Source organism: Pseudarthrobacter sp. MDT1-56, assembly GCF_059383555.1.
In genome coordinates, this window is the sequence record NZ_JBWZCK010000002.1 from 265,463 (window position 1) to 288,297 (window position 22,835).

22 protein-coding genes are annotated in these 22,835 nt (G+C 65.8%); 11 read left to right on the forward strand and 11 right to left on the reverse strand.

The genetic code is table 11. The features are described from left to right. Window positions 1–183: 183 nt before the first annotated feature. Window positions 184–1,893 (forward strand): phytase, encoded by a 1,710-nt coding sequence (locus AC50YC_RS04465; RefSeq protein ID WP_494952378.1) that lies wholly within the window; start codon window positions 184–186, stop codon window positions 1,891–1,893. Window positions 1,894–1,936: 43 nt separating this feature from the next. Here AC50YC_RS04465 and AC50YC_RS04470 read toward each other — a convergent pair whose 3' ends face one another. Then, the gene (locus AC50YC_RS04470; protein ID WP_494952379.1) at window positions 1,937–4,117 is read right to left on the reverse strand and encodes an elongation factor G-like protein EF-G2; all 2,181 of its coding nucleotides are present in this window, start codon (window positions 4,115–4,117) and stop codon (window positions 1,937–1,939) included. A gap of 159 nt (window positions 4,118–4,276) precedes the next feature. After that, the gene (locus AC50YC_RS04475; protein WP_494952380.1) at window positions 4,277–4,753 is read right to left on the reverse strand and encodes a VOC family protein; all 477 of its coding nucleotides are present in this window, start codon (window positions 4,751–4,753) and stop codon (window positions 4,277–4,279) included. A 252-nt stretch (window positions 4,754–5,005) separates the two neighbouring features. Between AC50YC_RS04475 and AC50YC_RS04480 the strand changes: the two genes are divergently transcribed. Then, entirely contained in the window at window positions 5,006–5,386 is a 381-nt protein-coding gene (locus AC50YC_RS04480; protein WP_494952381.1) for a DUF3054 domain-containing protein, read from the forward strand. 100 nt (window positions 5,387–5,486) lie between these two features. Beyond that, a complete protein-coding gene (locus AC50YC_RS04485) occupies window positions 5,487–5,768 on the forward strand; it encodes an Lrp/AsnC family transcriptional regulator (protein ID WP_282379365.1) in 282 nt (93 codons plus the stop codon). Window positions 5,769–5,843: 75 nt separating this feature from the next. Here the strand turns inward: AC50YC_RS04485 and trpD are convergent, their stop codons facing one another. After that, complete coding sequence (gene trpD / locus AC50YC_RS04490; protein ID WP_494952382.1) at window positions 5,844–6,902, reverse strand: anthranilate phosphoribosyltransferase; 1,059 nt, start codon at window positions 6,900–6,902, stop codon at window positions 5,844–5,846. 112 nt (window positions 6,903–7,014) lie between these two features. Between trpD and ctaE the strand changes: the two genes are divergently transcribed. The 4 genes from ctaE to qcrB all read left to right on the forward strand — a co-directional run bounded on the left by ctaE (window position 7,015) and on the right by qcrB (window position 11,400). Next, window positions 7,015–7,689, forward strand: coding sequence for an aa3-type cytochrome oxidase subunit III (gene ctaE, locus AC50YC_RS04495; RefSeq protein ID WP_494952383.1), 675 nt, complete (start codon window positions 7,015–7,017; stop codon window positions 7,687–7,689). An 86-nt stretch (window positions 7,690–7,775) separates the two neighbouring features. Continuing rightward, window positions 7,776–8,561 (forward strand): cytochrome bc1 complex diheme cytochrome c subunit, encoded by a 786-nt coding sequence (qcrC, locus tag AC50YC_RS04500; RefSeq protein ID WP_494952384.1) that lies wholly within the window; start codon window positions 7,776–7,778, stop codon window positions 8,559–8,561. Window positions 8,562–8,663: 102 nt separating this feature from the next. Further along, a complete protein-coding gene (gene qcrA, locus AC50YC_RS04505; RefSeq protein WP_494952385.1) occupies window positions 8,664–9,734 on the forward strand; it encodes a cytochrome bc1 complex Rieske iron-sulfur subunit in 1,071 nt (356 codons plus the stop codon). After that, entirely contained in the window at window positions 9,712–11,400 is a 1,689-nt protein-coding gene (gene qcrB, locus AC50YC_RS04510; protein WP_494952386.1) for a cytochrome bc1 complex cytochrome b subunit, read from the forward strand. The genes qcrA and qcrB overlap by 23 nt, the downstream gene beginning before the upstream one ends. Before the next feature lie 141 nt (window positions 11,401–11,541). Here the strand turns inward: qcrB and AC50YC_RS04515 are convergent, their stop codons facing one another. Continuing rightward, window positions 11,542–12,309 carry a GntR family transcriptional regulator gene (locus AC50YC_RS04515; protein WP_494952498.1) on the reverse strand — a complete coding sequence of 256 codons (768 nt, stop codon included), beginning with the start codon at window positions 12,307–12,309 and terminating at the stop codon, window positions 11,542–11,544. A 191-nt stretch (window positions 12,310–12,500) separates the two neighbouring features. On the opposite strand from AC50YC_RS04515, the gene AC50YC_RS04520 reads away from it, so the two are divergent. Further along, complete coding sequence (locus AC50YC_RS04520; protein ID WP_494952387.1) at window positions 12,501–12,794, forward strand: HPr family phosphocarrier protein; 294 nt, start codon at window positions 12,501–12,503, stop codon at window positions 12,792–12,794. A gap of 185 nt (window positions 12,795–12,979) precedes the next feature. Here the strand turns inward: AC50YC_RS04520 and AC50YC_RS04525 are convergent, their stop codons facing one another. From AC50YC_RS04525 to AC50YC_RS04550, 6 genes are all read right to left on the reverse strand, one after another. Continuing rightward, window positions 12,980–13,183 (reverse strand): hypothetical protein, encoded by a 204-nt coding sequence (locus AC50YC_RS04525; protein WP_494952388.1) that lies wholly within the window; start codon window positions 13,181–13,183, stop codon window positions 12,980–12,982. A gap of 418 nt (window positions 13,184–13,601) precedes the next feature. Beyond that, the gene (locus tag AC50YC_RS04530) at window positions 13,602–14,003 is read right to left on the reverse strand and encodes a cytochrome c oxidase subunit 4 (RefSeq protein WP_494952389.1); all 402 of its coding nucleotides are present in this window, start codon (window positions 14,001–14,003) and stop codon (window positions 13,602–13,604) included. After that, window positions 14,000–15,724: an aa3-type cytochrome oxidase subunit I gene (gene ctaD, locus AC50YC_RS04535; protein WP_479821713.1), complete on the reverse strand. Its 1,725-nt coding sequence runs from the start codon at window positions 15,722–15,724 to the stop codon at window positions 14,000–14,002. The genes AC50YC_RS04530 and ctaD overlap by 4 nt, the downstream gene beginning before the upstream one ends. Window positions 15,725–15,734: 10 nt before the next feature. After that, on the reverse strand, window positions 15,735–16,607 hold the full coding sequence (ctaC, locus tag AC50YC_RS04540) for an aa3-type cytochrome oxidase subunit II (protein ID WP_494952390.1): 873 nt from the start codon (window positions 16,605–16,607) through the stop codon (window positions 15,735–15,737). Window positions 16,608–16,806: 199 nt separating this feature from the next. Continuing rightward, entirely contained in the window at window positions 16,807–17,196 is a 390-nt protein-coding gene (locus AC50YC_RS04545) for a HesB/IscA family protein (protein WP_494952391.1), read from the reverse strand. 171 nt (window positions 17,197–17,367) lie between these two features. Continuing rightward, a complete protein-coding gene (locus AC50YC_RS04550) occupies window positions 17,368–18,798 on the reverse strand; it encodes a dipeptidase (RefSeq protein WP_494952392.1) in 1,431 nt (476 codons plus the stop codon). 113 nt (window positions 18,799–18,911) lie between these two features. Between AC50YC_RS04550 and AC50YC_RS04555 the strand changes: the two genes are divergently transcribed. Next, a complete protein-coding gene (locus AC50YC_RS04555; RefSeq protein ID WP_494952393.1) occupies window positions 18,912–19,511 on the forward strand; it encodes a DUF3043 domain-containing protein in 600 nt (199 codons plus the stop codon). A gap of 92 nt (window positions 19,512–19,603) precedes the next feature. Here AC50YC_RS04555 and AC50YC_RS04560 read toward each other — a convergent pair whose 3' ends face one another. Beyond that, window positions 19,604–20,677 carry a quinone-dependent dihydroorotate dehydrogenase gene (locus AC50YC_RS04560; protein ID WP_494952394.1) on the reverse strand — a complete coding sequence of 358 codons (1,074 nt, stop codon included), beginning with the start codon at window positions 20,675–20,677 and terminating at the stop codon, window positions 19,604–19,606. Between the two features lie 67 nt (window positions 20,678–20,744). Between AC50YC_RS04560 and AC50YC_RS04565 the strand changes: the two genes are divergently transcribed. Then, complete coding sequence (locus tag AC50YC_RS04565) at window positions 20,745–21,764, forward strand: alpha/beta hydrolase (RefSeq protein ID WP_494952395.1); 1,020 nt, start codon at window positions 20,745–20,747, stop codon at window positions 21,762–21,764. Continuing rightward, window positions 21,761–22,813 carry an alpha/beta hydrolase gene (locus AC50YC_RS04570; RefSeq protein ID WP_494952396.1) on the forward strand — a complete coding sequence of 351 codons (1,053 nt, stop codon included), beginning with the start codon at window positions 21,761–21,763 and terminating at the stop codon, window positions 22,811–22,813. The genes AC50YC_RS04565 and AC50YC_RS04570 overlap by 4 nt, the downstream gene beginning before the upstream one ends. Window positions 22,814–22,835: the final 22 nt, after the last annotated feature.

Here is a 22,835-nt window from a genome sequence, read left to right on the forward strand (position 1 = left end):
CCACTCTCCTTAGGGGCTCCAAGGTCCTTCCAGACGCATACTGGCGTCGAAGCACATACTGCCGCAGTGTAGCCCGGTCGTGCTCGGTGCTGTCCCCGGCCGGCGGACGCCTACGTCCACCGCGTTGTTCCCTGTGTTCGCGCTTGATAATGGCCTGCGCCCTGTAGGCCCAGGTGGTGTGTCATGCTCACTCACATCCGAACGCTAGGGGCCTTTCTCGTTGTGGTCTTGCTTGGAGCCGTGGTTTGGCTCAGCGGGTCCACGGTAGCCTTCGCCGCACCCACGACGGTGACTATCAATGCGGCGGCGGATACGTACGTCTATACGTCCTCCCCCCAAAAGAATTATGGCCGCGCAACCTCGCTGGCCATATCGCAGAACTCGTACCACGTGTTGGTGCGCTTCAACATATCCCTGCCCGCCGGGAGCGTCGTGTCCGGCGCCAGCCTCCGGATGCATTCCAATTCCTCGGTGAGTGCCAGCCTGATTGTTCATCCATCGAGCAACGCCTGGCAGGAAACCACTGTTACTTCGGCAAATCAGCCCGCTTGGCAAGCCGCCGAGCTTGCCCGTTCCAGCATCCTGAGATCGGGTACCTACGCGAGCGCTACCCTGCATGTCAGTTCGGTACCCGTCAGCGGCAGCGTCAGTTTTGGCCTCAACACAACACCCGGGGTCCAGGGCAACTTGGCGTCGCGGGAGACTGTCCGGCCACCGCAGCTTGTGATCACCTACTCGCCGGCAACAACAACGCCCACGGAAAGCCCCACCGCAACCACGACCCCCACTCCCACTGTCACGCCGACAGCCACACCATCGCCGACGGCGACCCCGACGCCGACAGCCACGCCGACAGCCACGCCGACCCCGACGCCTACGCCGACAGCCACGCCGACAGCCACGCCGACCCCGACCCCGGCGCCCGTGTCAGGTCCCTTGACGGCAATCGAAACCGTCGGTTTCACGGGTTCGGGTGATATTTCGGACGACTCTGCCATTTGGGTTGACCCGGCAGCACCGGCCAACAGCGTTGTGATTGCTGACAACAAGGCGAGCTCCGGCGGGGGCATCGGTGTGTATGACATGGCGGGCAAGTTGATCCAGTTCCGGGCGGACGGGATGATCGGCAACGTTGACCTGAGGACCGGCTTCCCGCTGTCAGGGAACTCAACCGTGCTTGTAGGTGCCAACAACCGGACCAACAACACGCTGGCATTGTGGTCATTGAATACAACGACGAGAACCCTGTCACCTTCGGCCGCGCGCAACATCCCGACCTTCGCACCCAACTACGGTTTTTGCATGTACCACAGCAAGGTGAGCGGGAAGTTCTACGCCTTCGTCACACCGAACGTGTCAGGTTCGATCCAGCAGTTCGAACTGTTCGACAACGGAACGGGAAAGGTGGACGCCGCCCTTGTGAGGACACTGCCGATCAACAGCATCACAGAAGGCTGCGTGGCCGATGACGAGCTGGGTCACTTGTATGTCGGCCAGGAGGACGTGGCGATCTGGAAGTACGGCGCCGAACCCGGTGCGGGAACCACCCGCACCTCTGTGGACGCGGCAGGAGCAGGCAGGCTGGTGGCCGACATCGAGGGGATGACCATTGCTTACGGCGCCAATGGCGCCGGATACCTTTTCGTGTCCAGCCAGGGCAACTCAACCATCGCCATCTACGACCGGTCCGGAAACAACCCTTACATCAAGAGCTTCTCCATCGCCGCCAACGGAACTATCGACGCCGTGACGGGCACGGACGGTTTGGACGTCACGAGCCTGAATGCCGGACCGCAGTTCGAAGAGGGCCTGCTGGTGGTCCACGATGCCACCAACACCGGCGGCGCCACGTCAAATCTGAAGTACGTCCCGCTCAGCGAGGTGCTCAAATAGGCAACTCGGCGGAGTCCCCGTCACGCGTCCCGGACGCTGGCCCTCAGTCCTTCGTGGCGGCGCGGGCGGCGGCGGCGGGCACCGGTTCGTGGCGCAGGTAGCTCCGGCTGAAACGGCCGCTCCCGGACGTCAGGGCACGCAGCTCGATCGTGTACCGCAACAGCTCCTGGTCCGGCACTTCGGCGGTGATTTCAGTCAGGGCTCCCCCGGTCGACGTCGTTCCGGTCAGACGGGCCCGGCGCGATGACAGGTCACTCATCACCGCGCCCACATGCTCATCCGAGACGCTGATGATGACGGCCGAGACGGGTTCCAGCAGTTGGATGCGTCCCGCCGCCGCGGCCTCTCGCAGGGCCAATGCCCCCGCGGCCTGAAAGGCGGCGTCCGAGGAATCCACACTGTGGGCCTTGCCGTCGAGCAGGGTCACCCGGATATCCACCACCGGGAAGCCGGCCGAGACGCCCTTCTGCATCTGCGTCCGCACGCCCTTCTCCACGGAGGCGATGAAGGGTCCCGGAATCACCCCTCCCACGGTTTTGTCGACGAATTCAAAGCCGGCTCCGCGGTCCAAAGGCTCCACATCGATGTCGCAAACGGCGTACTGACCGTGGCCGCCCGACTGCTTGACGTGCCGGCCATGGCCCGCCGCGGGCCCGGCAAACGTCTCCCGCAGCGGAGTGACCACGTCGACCGTGTGCAGGTTGACGCCCTGCTCGCGCAACCTGCCCAGGACGACATCCGCGTGCGCCTCGCCCATGCACCAGAGGATCAGTTGGTGCGTCTCCGCGTTCCGTTCCACCCGAAGCGCCGGGTCCCCGGCCGCAACCTTTCCCAGGCTCCGGGCCAGGGCATCCTCATCGCCATGGGAGGCCGCCTCGACGGCAACCGGCAGCAGCGCGTCCGGCATCTCCCACGGCTGGATCAGCAGCGGCAGTTCCTTGGCCGATACCGTGTCACCGGTCTCAGCCGCCCCCAGTTTCGTGAGGGCGCAGATGTCTCCCGCCACGCTGAACGGCACCGGCCGCAGGCTGGATCCCAGCGGGGAATACACGTGGGAGACACGCTCGTCGCTGTCGTGGTCGGCGTGGCCCCGGTCCGCCAGGCCGTGCCCGGCCACATGGACGGCCGTGTCCTCGCGCAGGGTGCCGGAGAAGAGGCGGACCAGGCAGACGCGGCCCAGGAACGGGTCGATCATGGTGCGCACCACTTCGCACAGCAGCGGCCCCGCAGGGTCGCAGTCCAGCGGCGCGGCCGGGGTGCCATCAAGGTGGGACACCGCAGGCCGCTCACGTTCTGTAGGCGACGGGAACGCCCCTGCCACGACTTCCAGCAGTTCCGCCAGCCCGACGCCGGTCTCCGCGGACGTGGCGATCACCGGGTGGAAGGATCCCCTCGTGAATGCCGTTTCCAGGTCGCTGATGAGGATGTCAGGCGGGATCTCCTCGCCGCCGAGGTACCGGTCCATCAAGGACTCATCCTCGCTCTCGGCGATGATCCCTTCGATGAGCGCTCCCCGCGCCGCCGCAGAGGCGGCGCGTTCGACGTCGTCGGCCGTCCGGGACACGGGCAGCGCATCATCCGCCGGCTGTTCCGACACGGTGTCCGAGAGCAGTCCCAGTAATCCGGTGACTTCCGCCCCGGTACGGACCGGCAGGTAAAGCGGAAGCACAGTGTCACCGAAAGCCTGCTGGCATCTCTCGAGCGCCGCGTCGAAGTCCGCCCGGGGATGGTCCAGCCGGCTGACCACCACGGCCCGCGGCACCCCAACGCGCTGGCATTCTGCCCACAGCGCTGTGGTGGCAACATCAATGTCGTCAACAGCCGAGACGACGAAAAGCGCCGCGTCCGCCGCGCGCAGCCCGGCGCGCAGTTCGCCGACGAAGTCAGGGTAGCCCGGCGTATCGAGGAGGTTCACCTTGACGCTGCCGACCATTACGGGCACCACGGAGAGGGCGACGGATCGTTGCTGGTGGACCGCGGCAGGCTCCGAGTCACTCACGGTGGTGCCTTCGGTAATTGAGCCCTTCCGCGAAATCACACCCGTCGCGGCCAGCAGCGCCTCGGCCAGCATCGTCTTCCCGGCGCCGGAATGGCCAACCAGCGCCACATTCCGGATCAGCTCCGGCTGGTCGGGCGGCCGGATATCAGCGGCGTCGGCCCTCCGGAGTTCGGAGGTGCCCCGGCTGGCGGCCTTCGCCGGAACCTTGGCGTCTTTCGCGGCCATGGGAACCTCCTGGCTTGCATCCGTCGGGCGGCCGGACCGCCGGCCTCCGGGCAGCGTTCGGCTGTCTATATGGATTGGACACCCTGGGAGAAACCGACGGCAAGACCCAACGGCCAACTCCGCCGCGGCGCCGGTGCCGTCCGGGCCCGCCGCCCCCGCCTAGCTGCCGTCGTAGGCCTTCTGCAGCGCCGCGATATCAAGCTTCTGCATACCCAGCATGGCCTGCATGGCGCGTTGGGACCCCTCCGGGTCCGGGCCCCCAATCAGCTCGCCCAGCACGGAGGGGACCACCTGCCATGAGACCCCGTACCGGTCCTTGAGCCAGCCGCACTGGCTTTCGGTGCCGCCCGCACCCAGGGCGTCCCAGTATCGGTCCACTTCCTCCTGGCTGGAGCAGTCGATGACGAAGGAGATCGACTCGTTGAAGGTGAACGCCGGCCCGCCGTTCAAGGCTGTGAAGGTCCGGCCCTCGATTTCGAACCGCACGGTGATCGCCTGGCCTGACGGACCGGGACCGCCCTCGCCGTAGCGGGAGACATCCAGCACCTTCCCGCCGTCGAAGACGGACGTGTAGAACTCGGCGGCTTCCTCCGCCTGGTTGTCGAACCACAAGCAGGTCGTGATCTTCTCGGCCACGGTCTGTCACCTTTCCGTTGGGCCCGTGCCGCATGGCGGAGTCCGGCGGCAGTGCGGGGTTACCAGCCCGAGCCTAGTCCTGCCGGATAACCGGCACAACGAAGGGCGGCGCCCTGATAGGCCCCGCCAGCCAGACCGCTGCGACGAAAGCGCGATCTTCGGCCTTCCAGCGTGCGCGGCTACGCTTGGAGCATGCCTTCCGCCACGCCTCCGCTCCCCCGCCCTACAGCCACCCCCTCCGCGTCAGGAACGATGGCACGGCGGACGGCAGTGCTGGCCGCCTGCACTGATGCCGCATTGATCCTCGTCTTCGCAGCCATCGGCCGGGACGCCCATCAGCGCGGGGACATCGTTATCGGCGTATTTTCCACGGCCTGGCCCTTCCTCGTCGGTGCGGCGCTCTCCTGGCTGGCACTGCGCGTATGGCGCTCTCCCCTGGCCCTCTGGCCGGCCGGCGTCGGCGTCTGGCTCGGCACGGTCACTGTTGGCATGCTCCTGCGCGCCGTCACCGGGCAGACAGTGGTCCTGCCGTTCGTCATCGTGGCGCTGCTCAGCCTGGGACTTCTGCTGCTCGGATACCGTCTGATGGCCGCTGGTGTCCGGCGGCTCAACACACGGCGCCGCGGGGCGTAATGGACTAGGCTTGCAAGGACATGGCCGAGGCCCGGAGGAGTACCGTCTGGGCGCCTATACCCGGCCGGCAACGACGCAACAGATCCGGAAAGGCTCACACGTGGTCACCGCTTTCGTCCTGATTAAGACAGACGCTTCCCGCATCCCGGAGACCGCGGAAGAAATCTCCGCCATCCAGGGCATCAGCGAGGTCTACTCCGTGACCGGCGAGTGGGACCTCATCGCGATCGCCCGGGTTCCGAAGCACGACGATCTGGCGGATGTCATCGCGGACAAGCTTTCCAAGGTGGCCGGCGTGGTCCACACCACCACCCAGATCGCGTTCCGGGCCTATTCCCAGCACGACCTCGACGCGGCCTTCGCGCTCGGATTCGAACAGTAGGCTTCGCGCAGTAGGCGTCCGCGGGACCCGGACCCGGCAGCTGAGTTGCCAGGCGGCCGGCGTACCCGGGACAGTTCAGCTGCGCGAGAGTGCGACCCACCGGTCCAGCACGGCCGCTGCCGCACCCGACTCGATGGACTCTTCCGCACGCTTCAACGCGGCGGCCATCCGCTCGCTGAACGGTCCGACAGCATCCAGATCAAAAGCCACCAGTCCGGCAGCGGCGTTCAACAGGGCGGCATCCCGCGCCGAACCGGGCCCGCCGGCAAGCACGGACCGCACAACGGCGGCGTTGGCCGCAGCGTCCCCGCCGCGCAGCTCCTCAAGGGTGGCCTGGCGGATGCCGAGGTCACGAGGGTCGAACACTTCCTCGATCACCGTGCCATTCCGGATCTCCCACACCCGGGAGGGCCCGGTGGTGGTGAGCTCATCGAGTCCGTCATTCCCGCGGAACACCAGCCCGCGGCTGCCCCGCTTGGCCAGCACTCCGGCCACCAACGGGGCCATTCGTTCATTGGCCACACCCACTGCCGAGGCCTGCACGTGGGCCGGGTTGATCATGGGGCCCAGGAAGTTGAAGGCCGTCGGCACGCCGAGTTCGCGGCGCGCGACGGCGGCATAACGCATCGAGGGGTGGAACACCTGGGCGAAGCAGAAAGTAATGCCTGCCTCTTCGGCGTTGAGGGCCACCCGTGGGATCGGCAGGTCCAGCCGTACGCCCAAGGCTTCAAGGACGTCGGCGGACCCGGAGGTGGAAGACGCTGCACGGTTGCCGTGCTTAACCACCTTGGCGCCGGCGCCGGCCGCGATCAGCGCGGCCATCGTGGAGATGTTGACCGTGTTCTGCTGGTCTCCCCCGGTGCCGACGATGTCCAGCTTTTGCCCCGCTATCTCAATGGGGCTTGCGTTCGCGATCATCGCCTCGACCAGGCCGACAAGTTCATCCACGGTCTCGCCCTTGGAACGCAGCGCCACGAGGAAGCCGGCAACCTGTGCCGGTGTGGCCTCTCCCGACATGATGGAGTTCATCGCCCACTCCGTGCTGCCGGTGGTGAGATCCGTACCGTCAATAAGTGCGTTGATGAGCCGCGGCCACGTGTTGACTGCCGCCTGTGCAGATGCCTGAGAAGTCACGTTCCGATGCTATCGAGGTGCGCACCGCAAAGACCAATGTGAACGGCTCCGGGAACTTTTCCGCGCGAATTCGCGTCTTTGTAGAAAAAGTCCTCCCAAAACGCGGTTTGCGTTGGGCAGGAGGGAGTTTTATAGACATAATGTCTATGTGACATCTGCGACCCATGCCCCCAGTACCCCGGCGCACCCGACGCTGAATCGCCCGAACATGGTTTCTGTTGGAACCGTAGTCTGGCTGTCCAGTGAGTTGATGTTCTTCGCCGGTCTCTTCGCCATGTACTTCACACTCCGTTCGACTTCCGGACAGATGTGGGCCGACGAGACAGCCAAGCTCAACTTCCCCTTTGCGCTCATCAACACGATCGTCCTTGTGGCAAGTTCCTTTACTTGCCAGATGGGCGTCTTCGCCGCTGAGCGGCTTCAGCCGCGTCGAAGCGGCGGACCCCTCAGCTTCACCCGCTGGGGAATGAACGAATGGTTCACCGTGACATTCATCATGGGTGCCTTCTTCGTGGCCGGCCAGGCGGCTGAGTACGCCATGCTCGTTTCCGAGCATGTCTCACTCTCCTCCAATGCTTATGGCTCGGCGTTCTACATCACCACGGGCTTCCACGGCCTGCACGTTATCGGCGGACTGGTTGCCTTCCTCCTCATCATGGGCCGCTCCTTCGCAGCGAAGAAGTTCGGCCACTTCGAAGCAACCTCCGCGATTGTCACCTCCTACTACTGGCACTTCGTCGACGTCGTCTGGATCGGCCTCTTCCTGGTCATCTACGTGCTCAAGTAGCAAAACCTGACTCTTGTTCTACAAGAGGTAGAATTTTAAGAAGTGGCTCCCGGAGCCAACGCAGGATCGAAAAAAGGAACCACCACGTGAAGGCACTCTCGCAGAAGCGACGTCACCCGCTCGCAGCAATTGCACTGCTGCTGATGGGCCTCCTGGTCACTGGTGGGCTGTACGCCGTAGCCACCACCGTCAACCAGGCCAAAGCCACTACCAGCTTCAGCGCAAATGACGCAGAGGAAGGCGGCAAGCTCTTTGCCGCCAACTGCGCCACCTGCCATGGCATGGGTGCCAGCGGGTCCCAAGCCGGCCCCTCCCTGGTTGGCGTCGGCGCTGCCGCCGTTGACTTCCAGGTTGGCACCGGCCGTATGCCCATGCAGATGAACGGCCCGCAGGCCTACAAGAAGCCCGCCCAGTTCAACGAGGAGCAGACGCACCAGCTGTCCGCTTACGTTGCTTCGCTCGGCCCCGGCCCGTCCATCCCGGAGGCAAGTGTCCTCGATGGCCAGGGCGACGCCGCCAAGGGCGGGGAACTGTTCCGCGTGAACTGTGCCATGTGCCACAACGCTGCGGCTGCCGGAGGCGCCCTGACCCGGGGCAAGTTCGCTCCGGCCCTGAGCGGTGTCTCCGAAAAGCACATCTACGAAGCGATGGTCACCGGCCCGCAGAACATGCCGGTCTTCAGCGACGCCAACATCGGTCCCGAGGGCAAGCGCGACATCATCACGTTCCTGAAGCAGATCGAAGCCAACGGTTCACCCGGCGGCGCGGATCTGGGTGCTTTGGGTCCGGTGTCCGAGGGTCTGTTTGTCTGGATCGCCGGGCTGGGCGTCATCATTGCCTTCACCATCTGGCTTACGTCCCGGACGTCCTAAGCCTACCTGCTGCACCTGTAAGAGTTTTCTGCTGACCCGTCAGCAGTTTGAATTGAAAGCTAACTCGGCATTCGCCGAGACGAGAGAGGGATGAGGCGAATTATGGGCAACCATAGTGACGGCAGTCCGAACCACTCGGGCACCGTAGCTACGGCTGGTCAGAATGAGGTGGAGAAGTTCCAGGATCCTGGACTTCCTCCGCATCGTTTGCGCCTGGCCGACACGGACCCGAAGGCCGCCAAACGAGCAGAACGGCAGGTAGCCCTTCTGTTCGGGACCTCGGTCGTTGGCACCCTGATATTCCTGGTGGCGTACTTTGCCATCGATCTGGGGGACGGTACCGGGATCGCGACGGTCCGGCTGCAGAACATGCTGCTGGGCCTCGGCACCGCCTTTGCCATGCTTGGCATCGGCACCGGCATCGTGCACTGGGCCAAAGCCCTCATGCCGGACCATGAAGTCTCGGAAGAGCGCCATGCCATCCGCACCGAGGAAGACCGCCAGGCCGCTGTCCGGATCGTCGACGACATCGCCGAGGAAACCGGCATCAAGCGCCGTCCGCTGATCCGCAACACCCTCCTGGGCGCCGTGGCGCTGGCTCCCCTGCCGGCCCTTGCCATCTTCGGTGATCTGGGTCCGCGTCCTGACGACGCCCTGAAGCACACAATGTGGGCACCGCAGGAGGGCAAGCTCAAGCGGCTCACCCGCGATCCTGACGGCACCCCCATCAAGGCAGCCGATGTGACCATCGGTTCAGCTTTCCATGTCATTCCGGAAGGCCTGAACGAACTGCACGAACACAAGCTGGAAGAAAAGGCCAAGGCCGTTGTTCTGCTGATGCGCCTTAACCCGGAATCGCTCAATCCTTCCCCGGGACGCGAGGACTGGGGCTATAACGGGATAGTCGCCTACTCCAAGATCTGCACCCACGTTGGTTGCCCTGTTGCCCTGTACGAGCAGCAGACACACCACCTGCTCTGCCCGTGCCACCAGTCAACCTTCGACCTGACCCAGGAATGCAAGGTTATCTTTGGCCCGGCCAGCCGGCCCCTCCCCCAGCTGCCAATCGCGGTTGATTCCGAGGGCTACCTGGTCGCTACCAGCGACTTCAAAGAACCTGTAGGACCTAGCTATTGGGAGCGTGATGAGCATGAGCGCAGCATCAACGCCTAATGCCCCCGCCTTCGTCGCCAAGACCAAGGGCGGCCGCATTACCAACTTCGTTGACGAGCGCGTCGGCGGTTCCGGCATGCTCCGCGAATTCGGCCGCAAGGTTTTCCCCGACCACTGGTCCTTCATGTTCGGCGAGGTGGCGCTGTACTCCTTCGTCATTCTGCTGTTCTCGGGCACGTTCCTGACGTTTTTCTTCGATCCCTCGATGGCGGAGACGCGTTACCAGGGCTCCTACATGCCGCTGAAGAACGTGGAAATGTCGGTGGCCTACAGCTCCTCACTGGATATCTCCTTCGATGTCCGCGGCGGTCTGTTCATGCGCCAGGTCCACCACTGGTCCGCGCTGCTGTTTGTCGCCTCGGTCTCCGTGCACATGCTCCGCGTCTTCTTCACCGGCGCGTTCCGCAAGCCCCGTGAAATGAACTGGGTGGTGGGCAGCGTGCTGCTCATCCTCTCGATGGCTGCCGGCTTCACCGGCTACTCCCTCCCCGATGATCTGCTCTCCGGCAACGGCCTGCGCATCATCGACGGAGTGATCAAGTCCATTCCGGTGATCGGAACGTACATCTCGTTCTTCCTCTTCGGCGGGGAATTCCCCGGCACGATGGTTATCGGCCGCCTGTACATGCTTCACATCCTGCTGGTACCCGCGCTCATCCTCCTGATGATCGTGATGCACCTCTTTATGGTGGTCGTGCACAAGCACACCCAGTACCCCGGCCCGGGACGCAACGACGGCAATGTCGTCGGCTACCCGCTCGGCCCGGTGTACGCGGCGAAGGCTGGCGGCTTCTTCTTCATTGTCTTCGGTGTCGTCGCCCTCATGGCAGGGTTCTTCACCATCAACCCGATCTGGAACTACGGCCCCTACGACCCGTCCCCCGTCTCGGCCGGAACCCAGCCGGACTGGTATATCGGGTTCGTTGACGGTGCACTCCGCCTCATGCCGGGCACCATCGGTAACTGGAGCGTCGAGCAGGTCTGGTTCGGCCAGGTCTTCAGCTTCAACGTACTGCTCCCGGCCCTGGTGCCGGCCGGAATTCTCTTCACCGTGATGTTCATGTACCCGTGGATCGAACGGTGGATCACCAAGGACGACCGCGAGCACCACGTTCTGGACCGTCCGCGCAACGCCCCGACCCGCACTGCCATCGGCATGGCCGGCTTCGTCTGGTACTGCGTCATGTGGGCAGCGGCAGGCTCAGACCTCATCGCCACGCACTTCCACGTGTCGCTGAACGATGTGACCTACTGGCTGCGGGCACTGTTCTTCATCGGCCCGGTCATCGCCTTCATTGTCACGAAGCGCATTGCCCTGGCCCTGCAGCGCAAGGACCGGGAGATTGCCCTTCACGGCCGCGAAACCGGCCGCATCGTGCGCCTGCCGCACGGCGAATTCATCGAGGTCCACGCCCCGCTGGACGAATACAAGCGCTACAAGCTCGTCGGCTTCGAGTCGCCGTCTCCGCTTCCCGCGGAGCCGAACGCCAACGGCGTCGTCGACAAGAAAGAGAAGCGCCGCGCGAAGCTGTCGCAGTGGTTCTTCGAGGACCGGGTTGCCCCAGCCACACCCGCTGAGCTTGAGGCGGCCCATGGCCACCACGGCGACCACGGCGACCACGAGGCAATCGAAGCAGCCGACACCCAGAAGACGCTCAGCCGCTAGCCAGCTGCAGTGAACACCAGAAAGGCCCGGTCCACCAGGACCGGGCCTTTCTGCATCTCCGGGCATCCAAACAATCAACGCGGGGTCAGACAGCGCCCATCCCGAACCGCCTAATGGGCGCGATGTGACCCCGCGTTGCTGTTAGGGGCGGTAGCCGGAGGCGTAGTTGCGGGTCGGTCGGACGCCGGGACGCTGCAGCGGCACCCAGAGCTTGTAGCGGTCGGCCCGGTAGTAGGACACCGAGTAGTCCACCATGGCCCGGGCCACGAAGGCGTGGCGCTGGATCTTCAGCAGCGGCGAAGCGACCTCGACGTTGAGCAGGCGGGCCGTGGACGGTGAGGCGGCCGTGGCCTCGATCATGTCCTCGCCCCACTCCATCACCAGCCCGAAGCGTTCACTCAGGACGTTGTAGAGCGAGGTGGGCGGTTCGCCGTCGAGCAGCCCGGGCACGCGGTGGGCCGGGATGAAGTTCTCGTCCACGCTCATGGGCTCGTTGTCCGCCAGCAGCAGGCGGCGGAACCGCACCAGGGGCGTGCCCTCCTCAAGCTGGAGTTCCCGGGCCAGGAAGGCGCTGGCGCCGATCTGCTCGAAGCTGAGGACCTTGGCCGCCGGGACCATGCCGCGTCGCTGCATTTCCTCGCTGTAGGAGGTCAGCTTGACCTGCAGGTCCAGCTTCGGCTTCCGGACAAAGGTGCCCAGACCCACCACCCGCTCGATGACTTCCTCACCAACGAGGGCATCGATGGCCTGGCGCACCGTCATCCGGGCCAGGCCAAAGCGTTCGGCGAGGTCCCGTTCGGAGGGCAGCGCCGACCCGGGCGGGCAGGCGCTGGCAATGTGGGACCTGAGGATTTCCCGCAACTGGACGTAGATGGGCGTACCGTTGTTCCGGTCGATCTCGCCGACCATGCGTGCCGCGTCAGAGGGCGCCACTGTACAGCCTTCCGGAATGAGTCATACCTCAAGGTTAAACCACACCCGGCGCAGGTCTAGACCACCGGGGTGTCCGGGTTCGCCCGGGAACGCGGCCCCGGCTAGGCTTAAATGCGCCGGTCCCCGCCGGCATCACCACCGCCACCATCTGAGACAAGGGAGCCCCGTTGCCAGTACGGAACGCAGTCGTTCAGGCCGAGGTCGGACTGCATGCAAGGCCTGCGGCGCTTTTTGTTCGCGCTGTCCATGAAACCGGGCTGCCCGTGACCATCAGCAAGGACGGCCGGCAGGGCGTCGACGCCCGCTCACTGCTCGAAGTTATGACCGAGGACTTCCACTGCGGCTGCGTGGTGCAGCTGGCGGTAAACCCCGACGCCGTCCCGGAACGCTACAGCCCTGACGACGTCGAGAGCGCCCTGGACGGCCTGCGGGTGCTGCTGGAATCCGCACGGTCCCGCTGAGCGCCCTAGGGAACCTCCTGCGGCCCTGCCCAGGGTCCCGGCGGCCTCGGTTCTCGCCGCCAGCCAGCGACCGGCACCCCAATGGGAATTTCCGCCAGTACCTGCGCCGCTGATCGCCTCCAGGTTCGGCTCTGCTCGGTCGGCGCCCCGGGATCCGCACCCAACCCGACGGGTGCACCGGCCGGTTATCCCTTGCGCCGGGCGGCAGACCGCGTCACGTAGGCGCGCAGGCCGCCGACGGCGGCCGTTCCGACGCCCAGGACACCCGCGATCCACTGGAAGCCGTAGCTGCCGTCGGGCTGGACGAAATACGACGCAGCGTCGAGCGAGCTGAAGCCGACGAGCAGCGACAGGAATGCGACGAAGCCTGGTGACGCGGAAAGGATCATACGCCCCTGCCAAGGTCCACGCGAAGTAATGCCGCGAGGGCTTCCACACCACCACGGGCAACACCATCAGCGCCGCTACGAGGGCGAGAAGCACCCATGCAGCGGGAGCGCACCGGCCCACCGGTCCCTCGTACTCACGCCAGGGCCAGGCGGCAAGTTGGGGGTACCGCCGGCGAACTCGGCGGCCAGGAGGTTGGTGCCGGTCCATCCCGGTCCGATCACCGCGAAGACTCCTACGAGGATCCCAACCGCTATCGCGGCGCGTCGTCCGCCCGCCTGGCCCTGGGCTTTGCGCACCGGCTCCTCCTGCATATCGTGGCCGAAGGCACGGCGGCACCCCGCAGGCGCAGACGACGGCGGGCCCCACCACATGGTGGGGCCCGCCGTCGATATTGATCCGTACGTGTCCTCGCGGACGTTAGTGCGCGTGGTCTCCGCGGCTGTATTCGTAGACCCAGCCGACCAGGCCGACCAGGGCAAGACCGGCCGCGATGTAGACGATCCAGAACCCGACGGCCAGGCCGAGGAAGCCACCGGCCGAGGCCAGACCGAGGACCAGAGGCCACCAGCTCCAGGGGCTGAAGTGGCCCTGTTCACCGGCGCCCTCGTGGATCTCCGCATCGCTGCGGTCCTCGGGACGCATTCCGACCCGCTTCGCGGTGAAGGCGAGGTAGGCGCCGACCATACCGGCGAGGCCGCCGAGCAGCAGAACACCGAGGGTGCCGACCCATTCGTTCCATTCGGTCAGGTACCCGTAGACGATCGCGACCGGGATGAAGAAGAAGGCTCCGTAGCCGAAGAGCCTTGATTCGATTTTCACTGGGCTTGATCCTTCTGGTCGGCGTTACCGAGCGTTGCTGCTGCCGGGGCAGGAGATTCGACGGTGTATGACTGGGAGAGTTCGGGGTGGTGAAGGTCCAGGGCGGGACGCTCCGAACGGATCCGCGGCAGCGAGGTGAAGTTGTGGCGCGGCGGCGGGCAGGAGGTCGCCCACTCGAGGGACGCGCCGAAGCCCCACGGGTCATCCACTTCGACCCGCTCGTTGCTGCGCCAGGTGATGTAGACGTTCCAGAAGAACGGGATCAGCGAGGCGCCCAGCAGGAACGAGGCATAGGTGGAGAACTGGTTCATCCAGGTGAAGTTGTCCTGCGGCATGTAGTCCGCGTAGCGGCGGGGCATGCCCTCGACGCCCAGCCAGTGCTGGATGAGGAAGGTGCCGTGGAAACCGAGGAACAGCATCCAGAAGTGGATCTTGCCAAGGCGCTCGTTGAGCATCTTGCCGGTCCATTTCGGCCACCAGAAGTAGAAGCCGGCGAACATCGCGAAGACCACGGTGCCGAAGACGACGTAGTGGAAGTGGGCCACGACGAAGTAGGAGTCGGAGACGTGGAAGTCCAGTGGCGGGGAGGCCAGGATGATGCCGGTCAATCCGCCGAAGAGGAACGTCGCCAGGAAGCCGATGCTCCACAGCATGGGGGTTTCGAAGGTAATCGATCCCCGCCACATGGTACCAATCCAGTTGAAGAACTTCACACCGGTGGGCACCGCGATCAGCATCGTCATGAAGGAGAAGAACGGCAGCAGGACCGAGCCGGTGACATACATGTGGTGCGCCCACACGGTCACGGACAGTGCGGCGATGGAGATGGTCGCGTAGACCAGGCCCTTGTAGCCGAAGATCGGTTTGCGGCTGAAGACCGGAAAGATCTCCGAGACAATGCCGAAGAACGGCAGGGCAATGATGTAGACCTCCGGGTGTCCGAAGAACCAGAACAGGTGCTGCCAGAGGACGGCGCCGCCGTTCTCCGGGTCGAAGATGTGGGCTCCGAAGCGGCGGTCCGCGCCGAGGGCGAAGAGGGCTGCGGCCAGCGGCGGGAAGGCCATCAGGACCAGGATCGACGTGACGAGGATGTTCCAGGTGAAGATCGGCATCCGCCACATGGTCATGCCCGGGGCACGCATGCAGATGATCGTGGTAATGAAGTTGACCGCGCCGAGGATGGTACCGAAGCCGGTCAGCGCCAGGCCAAAGACCCAGAGGTCACCACCCACGCCGGGGCTGAACGTCGTGTTGGACAGCGGCGCATACGCAAACCAGCCAAACGATGCTGCACCCTGCGGGGTGATGAAGCCGGACACGGCGATGGTGGAGCCGAAGAGGAAGAACCAGAAGGCCAGTGCATTCAGCCGCGGGAAGGCGACGTCAGGGGCGCCGATCTGCAACGGCATCATGACGTTGGCGAAGCCGGCGAACAACGGCGTCGCGAACATCAGCAGCATCACGGTGCCGTGCATAGTGAACAGCTGGTTGTACTGCTCTTTGGTCTGCAGGATCTGCATGCCGGGTTCGAACAGCTCGGCGCGGATCAGCAGCGCCATGACTCCGCCGAAGCAGAAGAACACGAAGGACGCGATCAGGTACATGTACCCGATGGTCTTGTGGTCGGTGGTGGTGATCCAGTTGACGACGATGCGTCCCTTGGACTTCGGTACTACGGGAGCCTCAAGGATCCCGGTGGGCTGTGAATAGGTAGTTGCCACGTCGCTCCCCTTACTTGGTTTCGGTCGGGGCCGGGTTGCGGTCGTACTCTTCGCCGAGGAGGCCCGTGTTGCCGTCCTGGCGCAGCTTCTCCAGGTGCGCCTGGAATTCGGCGTCGGAGACGACCTTCACGCGGAACAGCATTTCGGAGTGGTATTCGCCACAGAGTTCGGCGCACTTGCCGTCGTAGGTTCCCTCCTTGGTGGGGGTGAACCTCATGTAGTTGGTCTTTCCGGGGATCATGTCGCGCTTCTGCAGGAAGGCGGGGACCCAGAAGGAGTGGATGACGTCGCGGGCGTTCAGCTCCACGTCAACCGACTTGTTGACCGGCAGGTACAGGGTGGGCAGCTTTTCCTTGTCCACTTCCTCGCCGGTGAGGTGCGCCTGGACGCCGGCTTCGTGGACATCCTCCTGGATGACCTCGCCCTTTTTGTAGTTGAAGTCCCACGCCCACTGCTTGCCGCGGACGTCAACGACGACGTCGGCGGGCTCGGAGCGGTTGTCGATCGCCTGCTGGTCGCGGTCGGTGAAGTAGAAGAACACCAGCACCATGAACAGCGGGATCGTCAGGTAAAAGACCTCAAGGGGCAGGTTGAAGCTGTTCTGCCGCGGGAACCCGACGGTGCCTTTGCGGCGCCGGTAGGCGACGATGCACCAGATCATCAGGCCCCAGGTAATGACGCCCACAACCAGGGCGGCAATCCATGAGTTGACCCAGAGGTCCATGATGCGGTCAGTGTGGTTGGTGGTGCCACGCTCAGTGGGCAGCCACCCTTTCTGTACCTCTGGTGAACATCCAGTCAAAGCCAACGCGCCGGCGAGTGCCAAGCCAGTGATCGTAGTGATCTGTTTGCGTCGGCTGCCGGTTCGGTTCTGCGAACTCACAGACGGCCCTTCCTACTTGTTGCTGTCGCCCGGGCCGCAAAATGGCGGTCAGGGCACACTAAAAGTTTTACTACTCGGTGTAGAGCTTACCGCTCCCCGCGAGTTTTCGCCCACATGTCCGCGCCGTGCGTCGGGACCTTTTTAACGGGCCCGCTCGTCATGAATCCTGCGGCCCTAAGGCCGGGCGGATTGCCCGGCCTTAGTGGAAGGAATCACCGCAGGCGCAGGAGCCGCCGGCGTTGGGGTTGTCGATGGTGAAGCCCTGCTTGGAGATGGTGTCCTCGAAGTCGATGCTGGCGCCGCTGAGGTACGGGACGCTCATCTTGTCGACCACAACTTCAACGCCGTCATAGTTGCGGACAGCGTCTCCGTCGAGGAGTCTCTCGTCGAAGTAGAGCTGGTAGATCAGGCCAGAGCAACCGCCCGGCTGCACGGCCACCCGGAGGCGCAGATCGGTGCGGCCTTCCTGCTCGAGCAGGCTGCGAACCTTGCCGGCCGCGACGTCGGTCAGCTTGACCTCGTGCGTGGCCAGTTCTTCGCCCGCCGTGGCGGTGGTGTCGGCGCTGTTCTCATTGGTTGTAGTGCTCATGGCCTACCTTCTAACGACGGTGGTGGCGGCGCCGCTCCCGCGGCACCCGCCCCTACTTGAACGGTACGGGCTATAGCTACATGCTACGTCGATCAGCCCTGTAGCTCTAACTCCTGCCGTAACGGTCCCAGCCGGCTGGATGTTCCCTGAGAACACTCCCGGCCGGTCCGTTCAGGCGAGTCCTTCCTCATTCAGGCGGGCCAGCATCAGCGCTTCGGCCACGATGGCGTTCCGGAAGTCCGCGAGGTGGAGGGATTCGTTCGCGCTGTGCGCCCGGGAATCGGGATCCTCGACGCCGGTGACCAGGATCTGCACGTCCGGGTACAGCTCGGTCAGGTCGGCAATAAACGGGATCGAGCCGCCGATGCCGGTCTCCACGGCCGGGACGCCCCACGCCTCTCCGAGCGCCCACATCGCGACGCTGGCGGCCTTGGAGGAGGTGTCCGTGAGGAAGGCGTTGCCGCTCTCCCCCGGCGTGAACACGACCTGGGCGCCGAACGGCGCGTTCGCTTCCACGTGGCGGCGGACGGCGTCCATAGCGTCGGCCGGATGCTGTCCGGGCGCGAGCCGCAGGCTGAACTTGGCGCGCGCCCGCGGCAGGAGGGTGTTGGAGGCGACGTCAACGGCGGGGGCGTCGAAGCCGATGATCGACAGGGCCGGCTTGGTCCACAGGCGCGAGGCGATCGTCCCGGTGCCGGCGAGCCGGACGCCGTCGAGCACCGAGGCGTCGGCGCGGTACTGCTCCTCGGAGAGGTCAACGGTGACGTCGTCCCGGCTGGCCAGGCCGGCAATCGCCACGTTGCCCTCCTCATCGTGCAGGGTGGCGATCAGCCGGGAGAGCAGGGTCGGCGCGTCCAGCACGGGCCCGCCAAACATGCCGGAGTGGACTGCGTGGTCCAGGACCTTGACCTCGATGGTGCCGTCGACCAGGCCGCGGAGGCTGGTGGTGAGCGCAGGGATGCCGACCTTCCAGTTGCTGGAGTCTGCCACGACGATCACATCGGCGCGCAGCAGCTCCCGGTGGGTTTCCAGGAAGGTGCGGAAGGTCGGCGAGCCGGCTTCCTCCTCCCCCTCGAAGAAAAAGGTCACGCCGAGGCCAAGGTCGTCGCCCAGCACACGGGTCACCGCCGAGTAGGCGGCGATGTGCGCGAGGATCCCGGCCTTGTCGTCGGCCGCGCCGCGCCCGTACAGCCGCCCGTCGCGCTCGACGGCGGTGAACGGCTCCGTCTCCCACAGGGCCAGGTCTCCGGTGGGCTGCACATCGTGGTGCGCGTACAGCAGGATGGTCGGCTTGCCCGCGGCGGCGGGACGGCGGGCGACGACGGCCGGGCCGCCGGGGGTCCCGTCTTCCTTGTCGCACCGCAGGATCTGGACCTCGTCGAAGCCGCTGGCACGGACGAGTTCGGCGACGGCGTCGGCGCTGGCGTTGAGCGGGGCGGGGTCGAAGCTGGGCCAGGCGATGCCCGGGATGGCAACGAGCTCCGTCAACTGGGCGATCGTGGTGTCGAACGATTCGGCAACGGCCTGGCGGAGGGCCTCGGTGTCGACGTTTCCGACCCGGGCAGATGTGGTTTGCGGGTTCCCCGCGGGTGATGAAGTCATGGCCAGAACACTACCGGTGCCGCAGATCACTTTAAACCTTGATCACTGGCACAGCGGGTCACGCGCTGTGTGGGCTGGGTCTCGCGCGTGCCGCCCCGGGGTATTCTGTAGGGGTGTTTGGACGTAAAAAAGAAGCGCCATTGGCGCAGGACATAGTTGACCAGCAGGCGGCCGGGGCAGCAGCCCGGGACACCGCCCTCGGCAAGGGCGCGCCCACGCCCAAGCGCAGCGCGCAGGTGGCGGCCCGTAAGCGGCCGCTCGTGCCGGAGGACCGCAAGGCCTCCAAGGCCGCGGAGCGTGCAGCGGTCCAGGAGCAGCGGCTCAAGATGCGGCATGCCATGGACACCGGCGACGAGAGGTTCCTGCCGCTGCGGGACAAGGGTCCGCAGAAGCGTTTCGCCCGCGACTATGTCGATGCCCGCTTCAGCCTCGGCGAGTACCTGATGTTCGGCGCGCTCATCTTCGTGATCGTCTCACTCCTCGTCCCGGCCTCCAGCGAACAGATGATCTACGTCCTGGGCGGGTTCTGGGTGATGTTCCTGGCGGTATTCGTCGACGTCTTCATCCTGTCCCGGAAGCTCAAGAATCGCCTGACCGAGAAGTTCGGCGACGTGGAGCGAGGCACCGTCTGGTACGGCTCCATGCGTTCGCTGCAGTTCCGCCGCCTGCGCCTTCCCAAACCGCTCGTCAAGCGCGGCGAATATCCCGCCTGACCCCATTCAACACGGAGCCCCCGGCAGTCTGACTGCCGGGGGCTTTGTCGTCGCCCGGATTTCGGGGGACGGCCCGCGCGGGGCCGCGTGGCCTAGCGCCGGGACGGGTGTTTCGCGAGCAGGCGGTTGATGCCGGCGGCCCAGAACGGACCCTCGTAGAGGAACGCCGTGTAACCCTGCACGAGGGTGGCGCCGGCGTCGAGCCGTTGCTGGACGTCCTGCGCGGTTTCGACGCCGCCCACCGAGACCAGGGTCAGCTTGCCTTCGGTGGCCGCCTTAAGCCGGGCCAGCACCTCCAGCGAGCGGTGCTTCAGCGGGGCTCCGGACAGCCCGCCGGCGCCGCAGGCTGCCACCTTGTCCGGGCTGGAGGAGAGTCCGGTGCGGGCGATGGTGGTGTTGGTGGCGATGATTCCGTCCAGGTTCAGGTCCAGCGCCAGCCGCGCGACGTCGTCGATGTCCTCATCGCTGAGGTCCGGAGCGATCTTGACCAGCAGCGGGACGTGGCGCCCTGCAGCCTGGTCCGAGGCCTCCCCCACGGCCGTCAGCAGCGGGCGCAGTGTTTCGACATCCTGCAGCAGCCGCAGGCCCGGGGTGTTCGGGGAGCTGACGTTGACCACGAGGTAGTCGGCGGCGGGCGCCAGGCTGCGGGCGCTGATGAGGTAGTCAGCCACGGCGTCCTCGAGTTCCACGACCTTGCTCTTGCCGATGTTGACGCCGATGACCGGCCGGACACCGGGATGGCGGCGCTGCAGGGCGGCGCGGGCGGACTTCAGCCGGGGCGCCACTGCGGCGGCCCCGTCATTGTTGAAGCCCATCCGGTTGATCACGGCCCGGTCCCCGACCAGGCGGAAAAGCCGCGGCGCGGGGTTCCCGGGCTGGGCCTGGCCGGTGATGGTGCCGACCTCCACGTGTCCGAAACCCAGCTCGGTGAGGGCCTCAATGCCGTGGCCCTCCTTGTCGAAGCCGGCTGCCAGGCCGAACGGTGAGGGGAACGTCAGGCCGAACGCCTGGGTCTGGAGGGACGCCGCCGGGGAGGTGAATTTCTGCAGCACCCGTCCGGCGCCGCAGGAGTGGACGAGCCGGATGGCCTTGAAGCCGATCTTGTGGGCGCGTTCGGCGTCCATCCATGAGAAGGCCAGCCGGAAGAAAGTCGGATATACGCGCATGGCTCTAGTTTTCCGGTTCCGGCGGCCCAGACCAAACCCGCAGGCCACCGGGCACTAGCATGAAGCCATGGAATGGGTACCCGATATCCTCGGCGACGACTTCGAAGCCTGCACCTTCCCGGCTGCCGGGCCCGACGGCGTCGAGCGGACTGCCACGCTGGTCCGGCACGTCCCCGGCGGAGGGGGTGCCGGCGGCGGCGCGGCCGGCGGGGGTGCGGCGGGCGGGTCCCGGCCCCGCGCCGTGCTGTTCCTGCACGGCTGGAGTGACTACTTCTTCAATGAGGAACTCGCCGAATTCTGGACCGGCCAGGGCTTCGCGTTCTTCGCCCTCGACATGCACAACCACGGGCGAAGCCTCCACGCCGGCACGCACGGCGGTTACGTGGCCGACCTGGACGACTACGACGCCGAGATCACCGCAGCGATTGACATCATCGCCTCCCGGCAGGCCGAGGCCGAAACCCGGCCGACCGTGGCGCTGATGGGCCATTCCACCGGCGGGCTGGTTGCGGCCCTGTGGGCCAGCCGGCATCCGGGGATGATCTCGCAGCTCATCCTCGACAGCCCGTGGCTGGAAATGCACGGCAGTCCGGCCGTGCGCCGCGCAGCACGGACGATGGTGGAACCGCTCGCGCGGTTCCGGCCCGAAGCCGTCATCCGGCTCCCCGAACGAGGCTTTTACTGGCGCAGCATCAGCAGCGCCGCAGAGGGCGAGTGGACCCTGGATGACAACTACCGCCCGCGCCGGGCCTTCCCCGTCCGGGCCGGCTGGCTGAGCGCAGTCCTCACCGGGCAGTCGCGGGTGGCGCGGGGATTGAACATCGACGTCCCGATCCTGGTCCTCATCTCCGGAGCCAGCGCCAACGGGATGTTCTGGAAGGAATCCATGCGGCGCACCGACGCGGTTCTCGACGTCAACACCATTGCCCTGCGTGCCCTCAGCCTGGGCCGGACCATCACGCTGGAACGGATCGACGGCGCCCTGCACGATGTGTTCCTCTCCGCCCCGCGCGTCCGCGCCGACGCCTACGCCCGGCTTTCCCGCTGGCTCCGCGCCTACGTGCTGGACGACGGCGGCTCGGCATGACTCTTCCCGCGGTGCGGCCGCTGTGGCGGAACGACGTGCTGGGCAGCCGCTTCGCGAGCCTGGAGCTGCCCCTGCCTGCGGACGACGAAGGACCCGTTGTCGCGACCCTGGTGCGGCATACCGGCCCCGGTGGCGTTGCGGCCGGGATAACTGAGGCGGGCCCCGCACGCATGCTGCCCGCCGTCCACGGAACGCAAGCGCCGGCGAAGGTGGTCCTCTACCTGCACGGCTGGGCGGACTATTTCCTGCAGGCCGAACTCGCCGACCACCTCGTTGCCAGCGGCTTCCACTTCTACGCCCTGGACCTGCGGAAGTTCGGGCGCAGCCTCCGGGACTGGCAGACCCCCGGCTACACGGCCGATCTGGCCGTCTATGACGAGGACATCGCAGCTGCGCTGGCAGCGATCGGCTGCGACATCGCCGGACGCACCGGCAGTTCCGTCGCCCCGACGGTGCACCTGCTCGCGCATTCCCTCGGTGGTCTCGTGGCAGCACTGTGGGCGGACCGGAATCCGGGGAAGCTGGGCACCCTGGTCCTCAATGCGCCCTGGCTGGAACTGCAGGGCAGCAGCCTGATCCGGAACATCGCGGTGCATTTGGTGGAACCCCTGGCGCGCGCAGATCCGCGCCGGGCCCTCCTCCTGCCCAGCATGCCCGGCTACTGGGACAGCGTGAGCGACACAGCGCACGGCGAATGGGTACTGGATCCCGCATGGCGTCCGAAGGAATCGTTCCCCATCCGGCCGGGCTGGATGAAGGCGGTCCTGGCCGGCCACGCGGCCGTGGCCCGGCGGCTCAACATCAGCTCGCCGGTGCTCGTGATGCTGTCCGAACGCACCCGGATCCAAGCCGAATGGTCCCAGGAACTCATGGATCTCGACGCCGTGATCGATGTCGAGGAAACAGCGCGCAGCGCGCTCCGGCTGGGCCGCCGAACGGCCGTCTTCCGGTACCCGGGGGCAATCCACGACCTCTTCCTGTCCCGCCGCGCGGTGCGGCAGGAAGCCTACGACGATCTGGTCCTCTGGCTCAGCCTGTACCCGGGTTGACCGGCCCTGCCCCGGGCAGGTG

Coding starts and splice junctions, on each gene's coding strand:
- AC50YC_RS04565 (WP_494952395.1), top strand. CDS start 20,745: ATGGAATGGGTACCCGATATCCTCGGCGACGACTTCGAAGCCTGCACC.
- qcrA (WP_494952385.1), top strand. CDS start 8,664: ATGGGCAACCATAGTGACGGCAGTCCGAACCACTCGGGCACCGTAGCT.
- AC50YC_RS04550 (WP_494952392.1), bottom strand. CDS start 18,798: ATGACTTCATCACCCGCGGGGAACCCGCAAACCACATCTGCCCGGGTC.
- AC50YC_RS04525 (WP_494952388.1), bottom strand. CDS start 13,183: ATGATCCTTTCCGCGTCACCAGGCTTCGTCGCATTCCTGTCGCTGCTC.
- qcrB (WP_494952386.1), top strand. CDS start 9,712: ATGAGCGCAGCATCAACGCCTAATGCCCCCGCCTTCGTCGCCAAGACC.
- AC50YC_RS04515 (WP_494952498.1), bottom strand. CDS start 12,309: ATGGTCGGCGAGATCGACCGGAACAACGGTACGCCCATCTACGTCCAG.
- AC50YC_RS04465 (WP_494952378.1), top strand. CDS start 184: ATGCTCACTCACATCCGAACGCTAGGGGCCTTTCTCGTTGTGGTCTTG.
- AC50YC_RS04470 (WP_494952379.1), bottom strand. CDS start 4,117: ATGGCCGCGAAAGACGCCAAGGTTCCGGCGAAGGCCGCCAGCCGGGGC.
- AC50YC_RS04570 (WP_494952396.1), top strand. CDS start 21,761: ATGACTCTTCCCGCGGTGCGGCCGCTGTGGCGGAACGACGTGCTGGGC.
- AC50YC_RS04560 (WP_494952394.1), bottom strand. CDS start 20,677: ATGCGCGTATATCCGACTTTCTTCCGGCTGGCCTTCTCATGGATGGAC.
- AC50YC_RS04480 (WP_494952381.1), top strand. CDS start 5,006: ATGGCACGGCGGACGGCAGTGCTGGCCGCCTGCACTGATGCCGCATTG.
- AC50YC_RS04545 (WP_494952391.1), bottom strand. CDS start 17,196: ATGAGCACTACAACCAATGAGAACAGCGCCGACACCACCGCCACGGCG.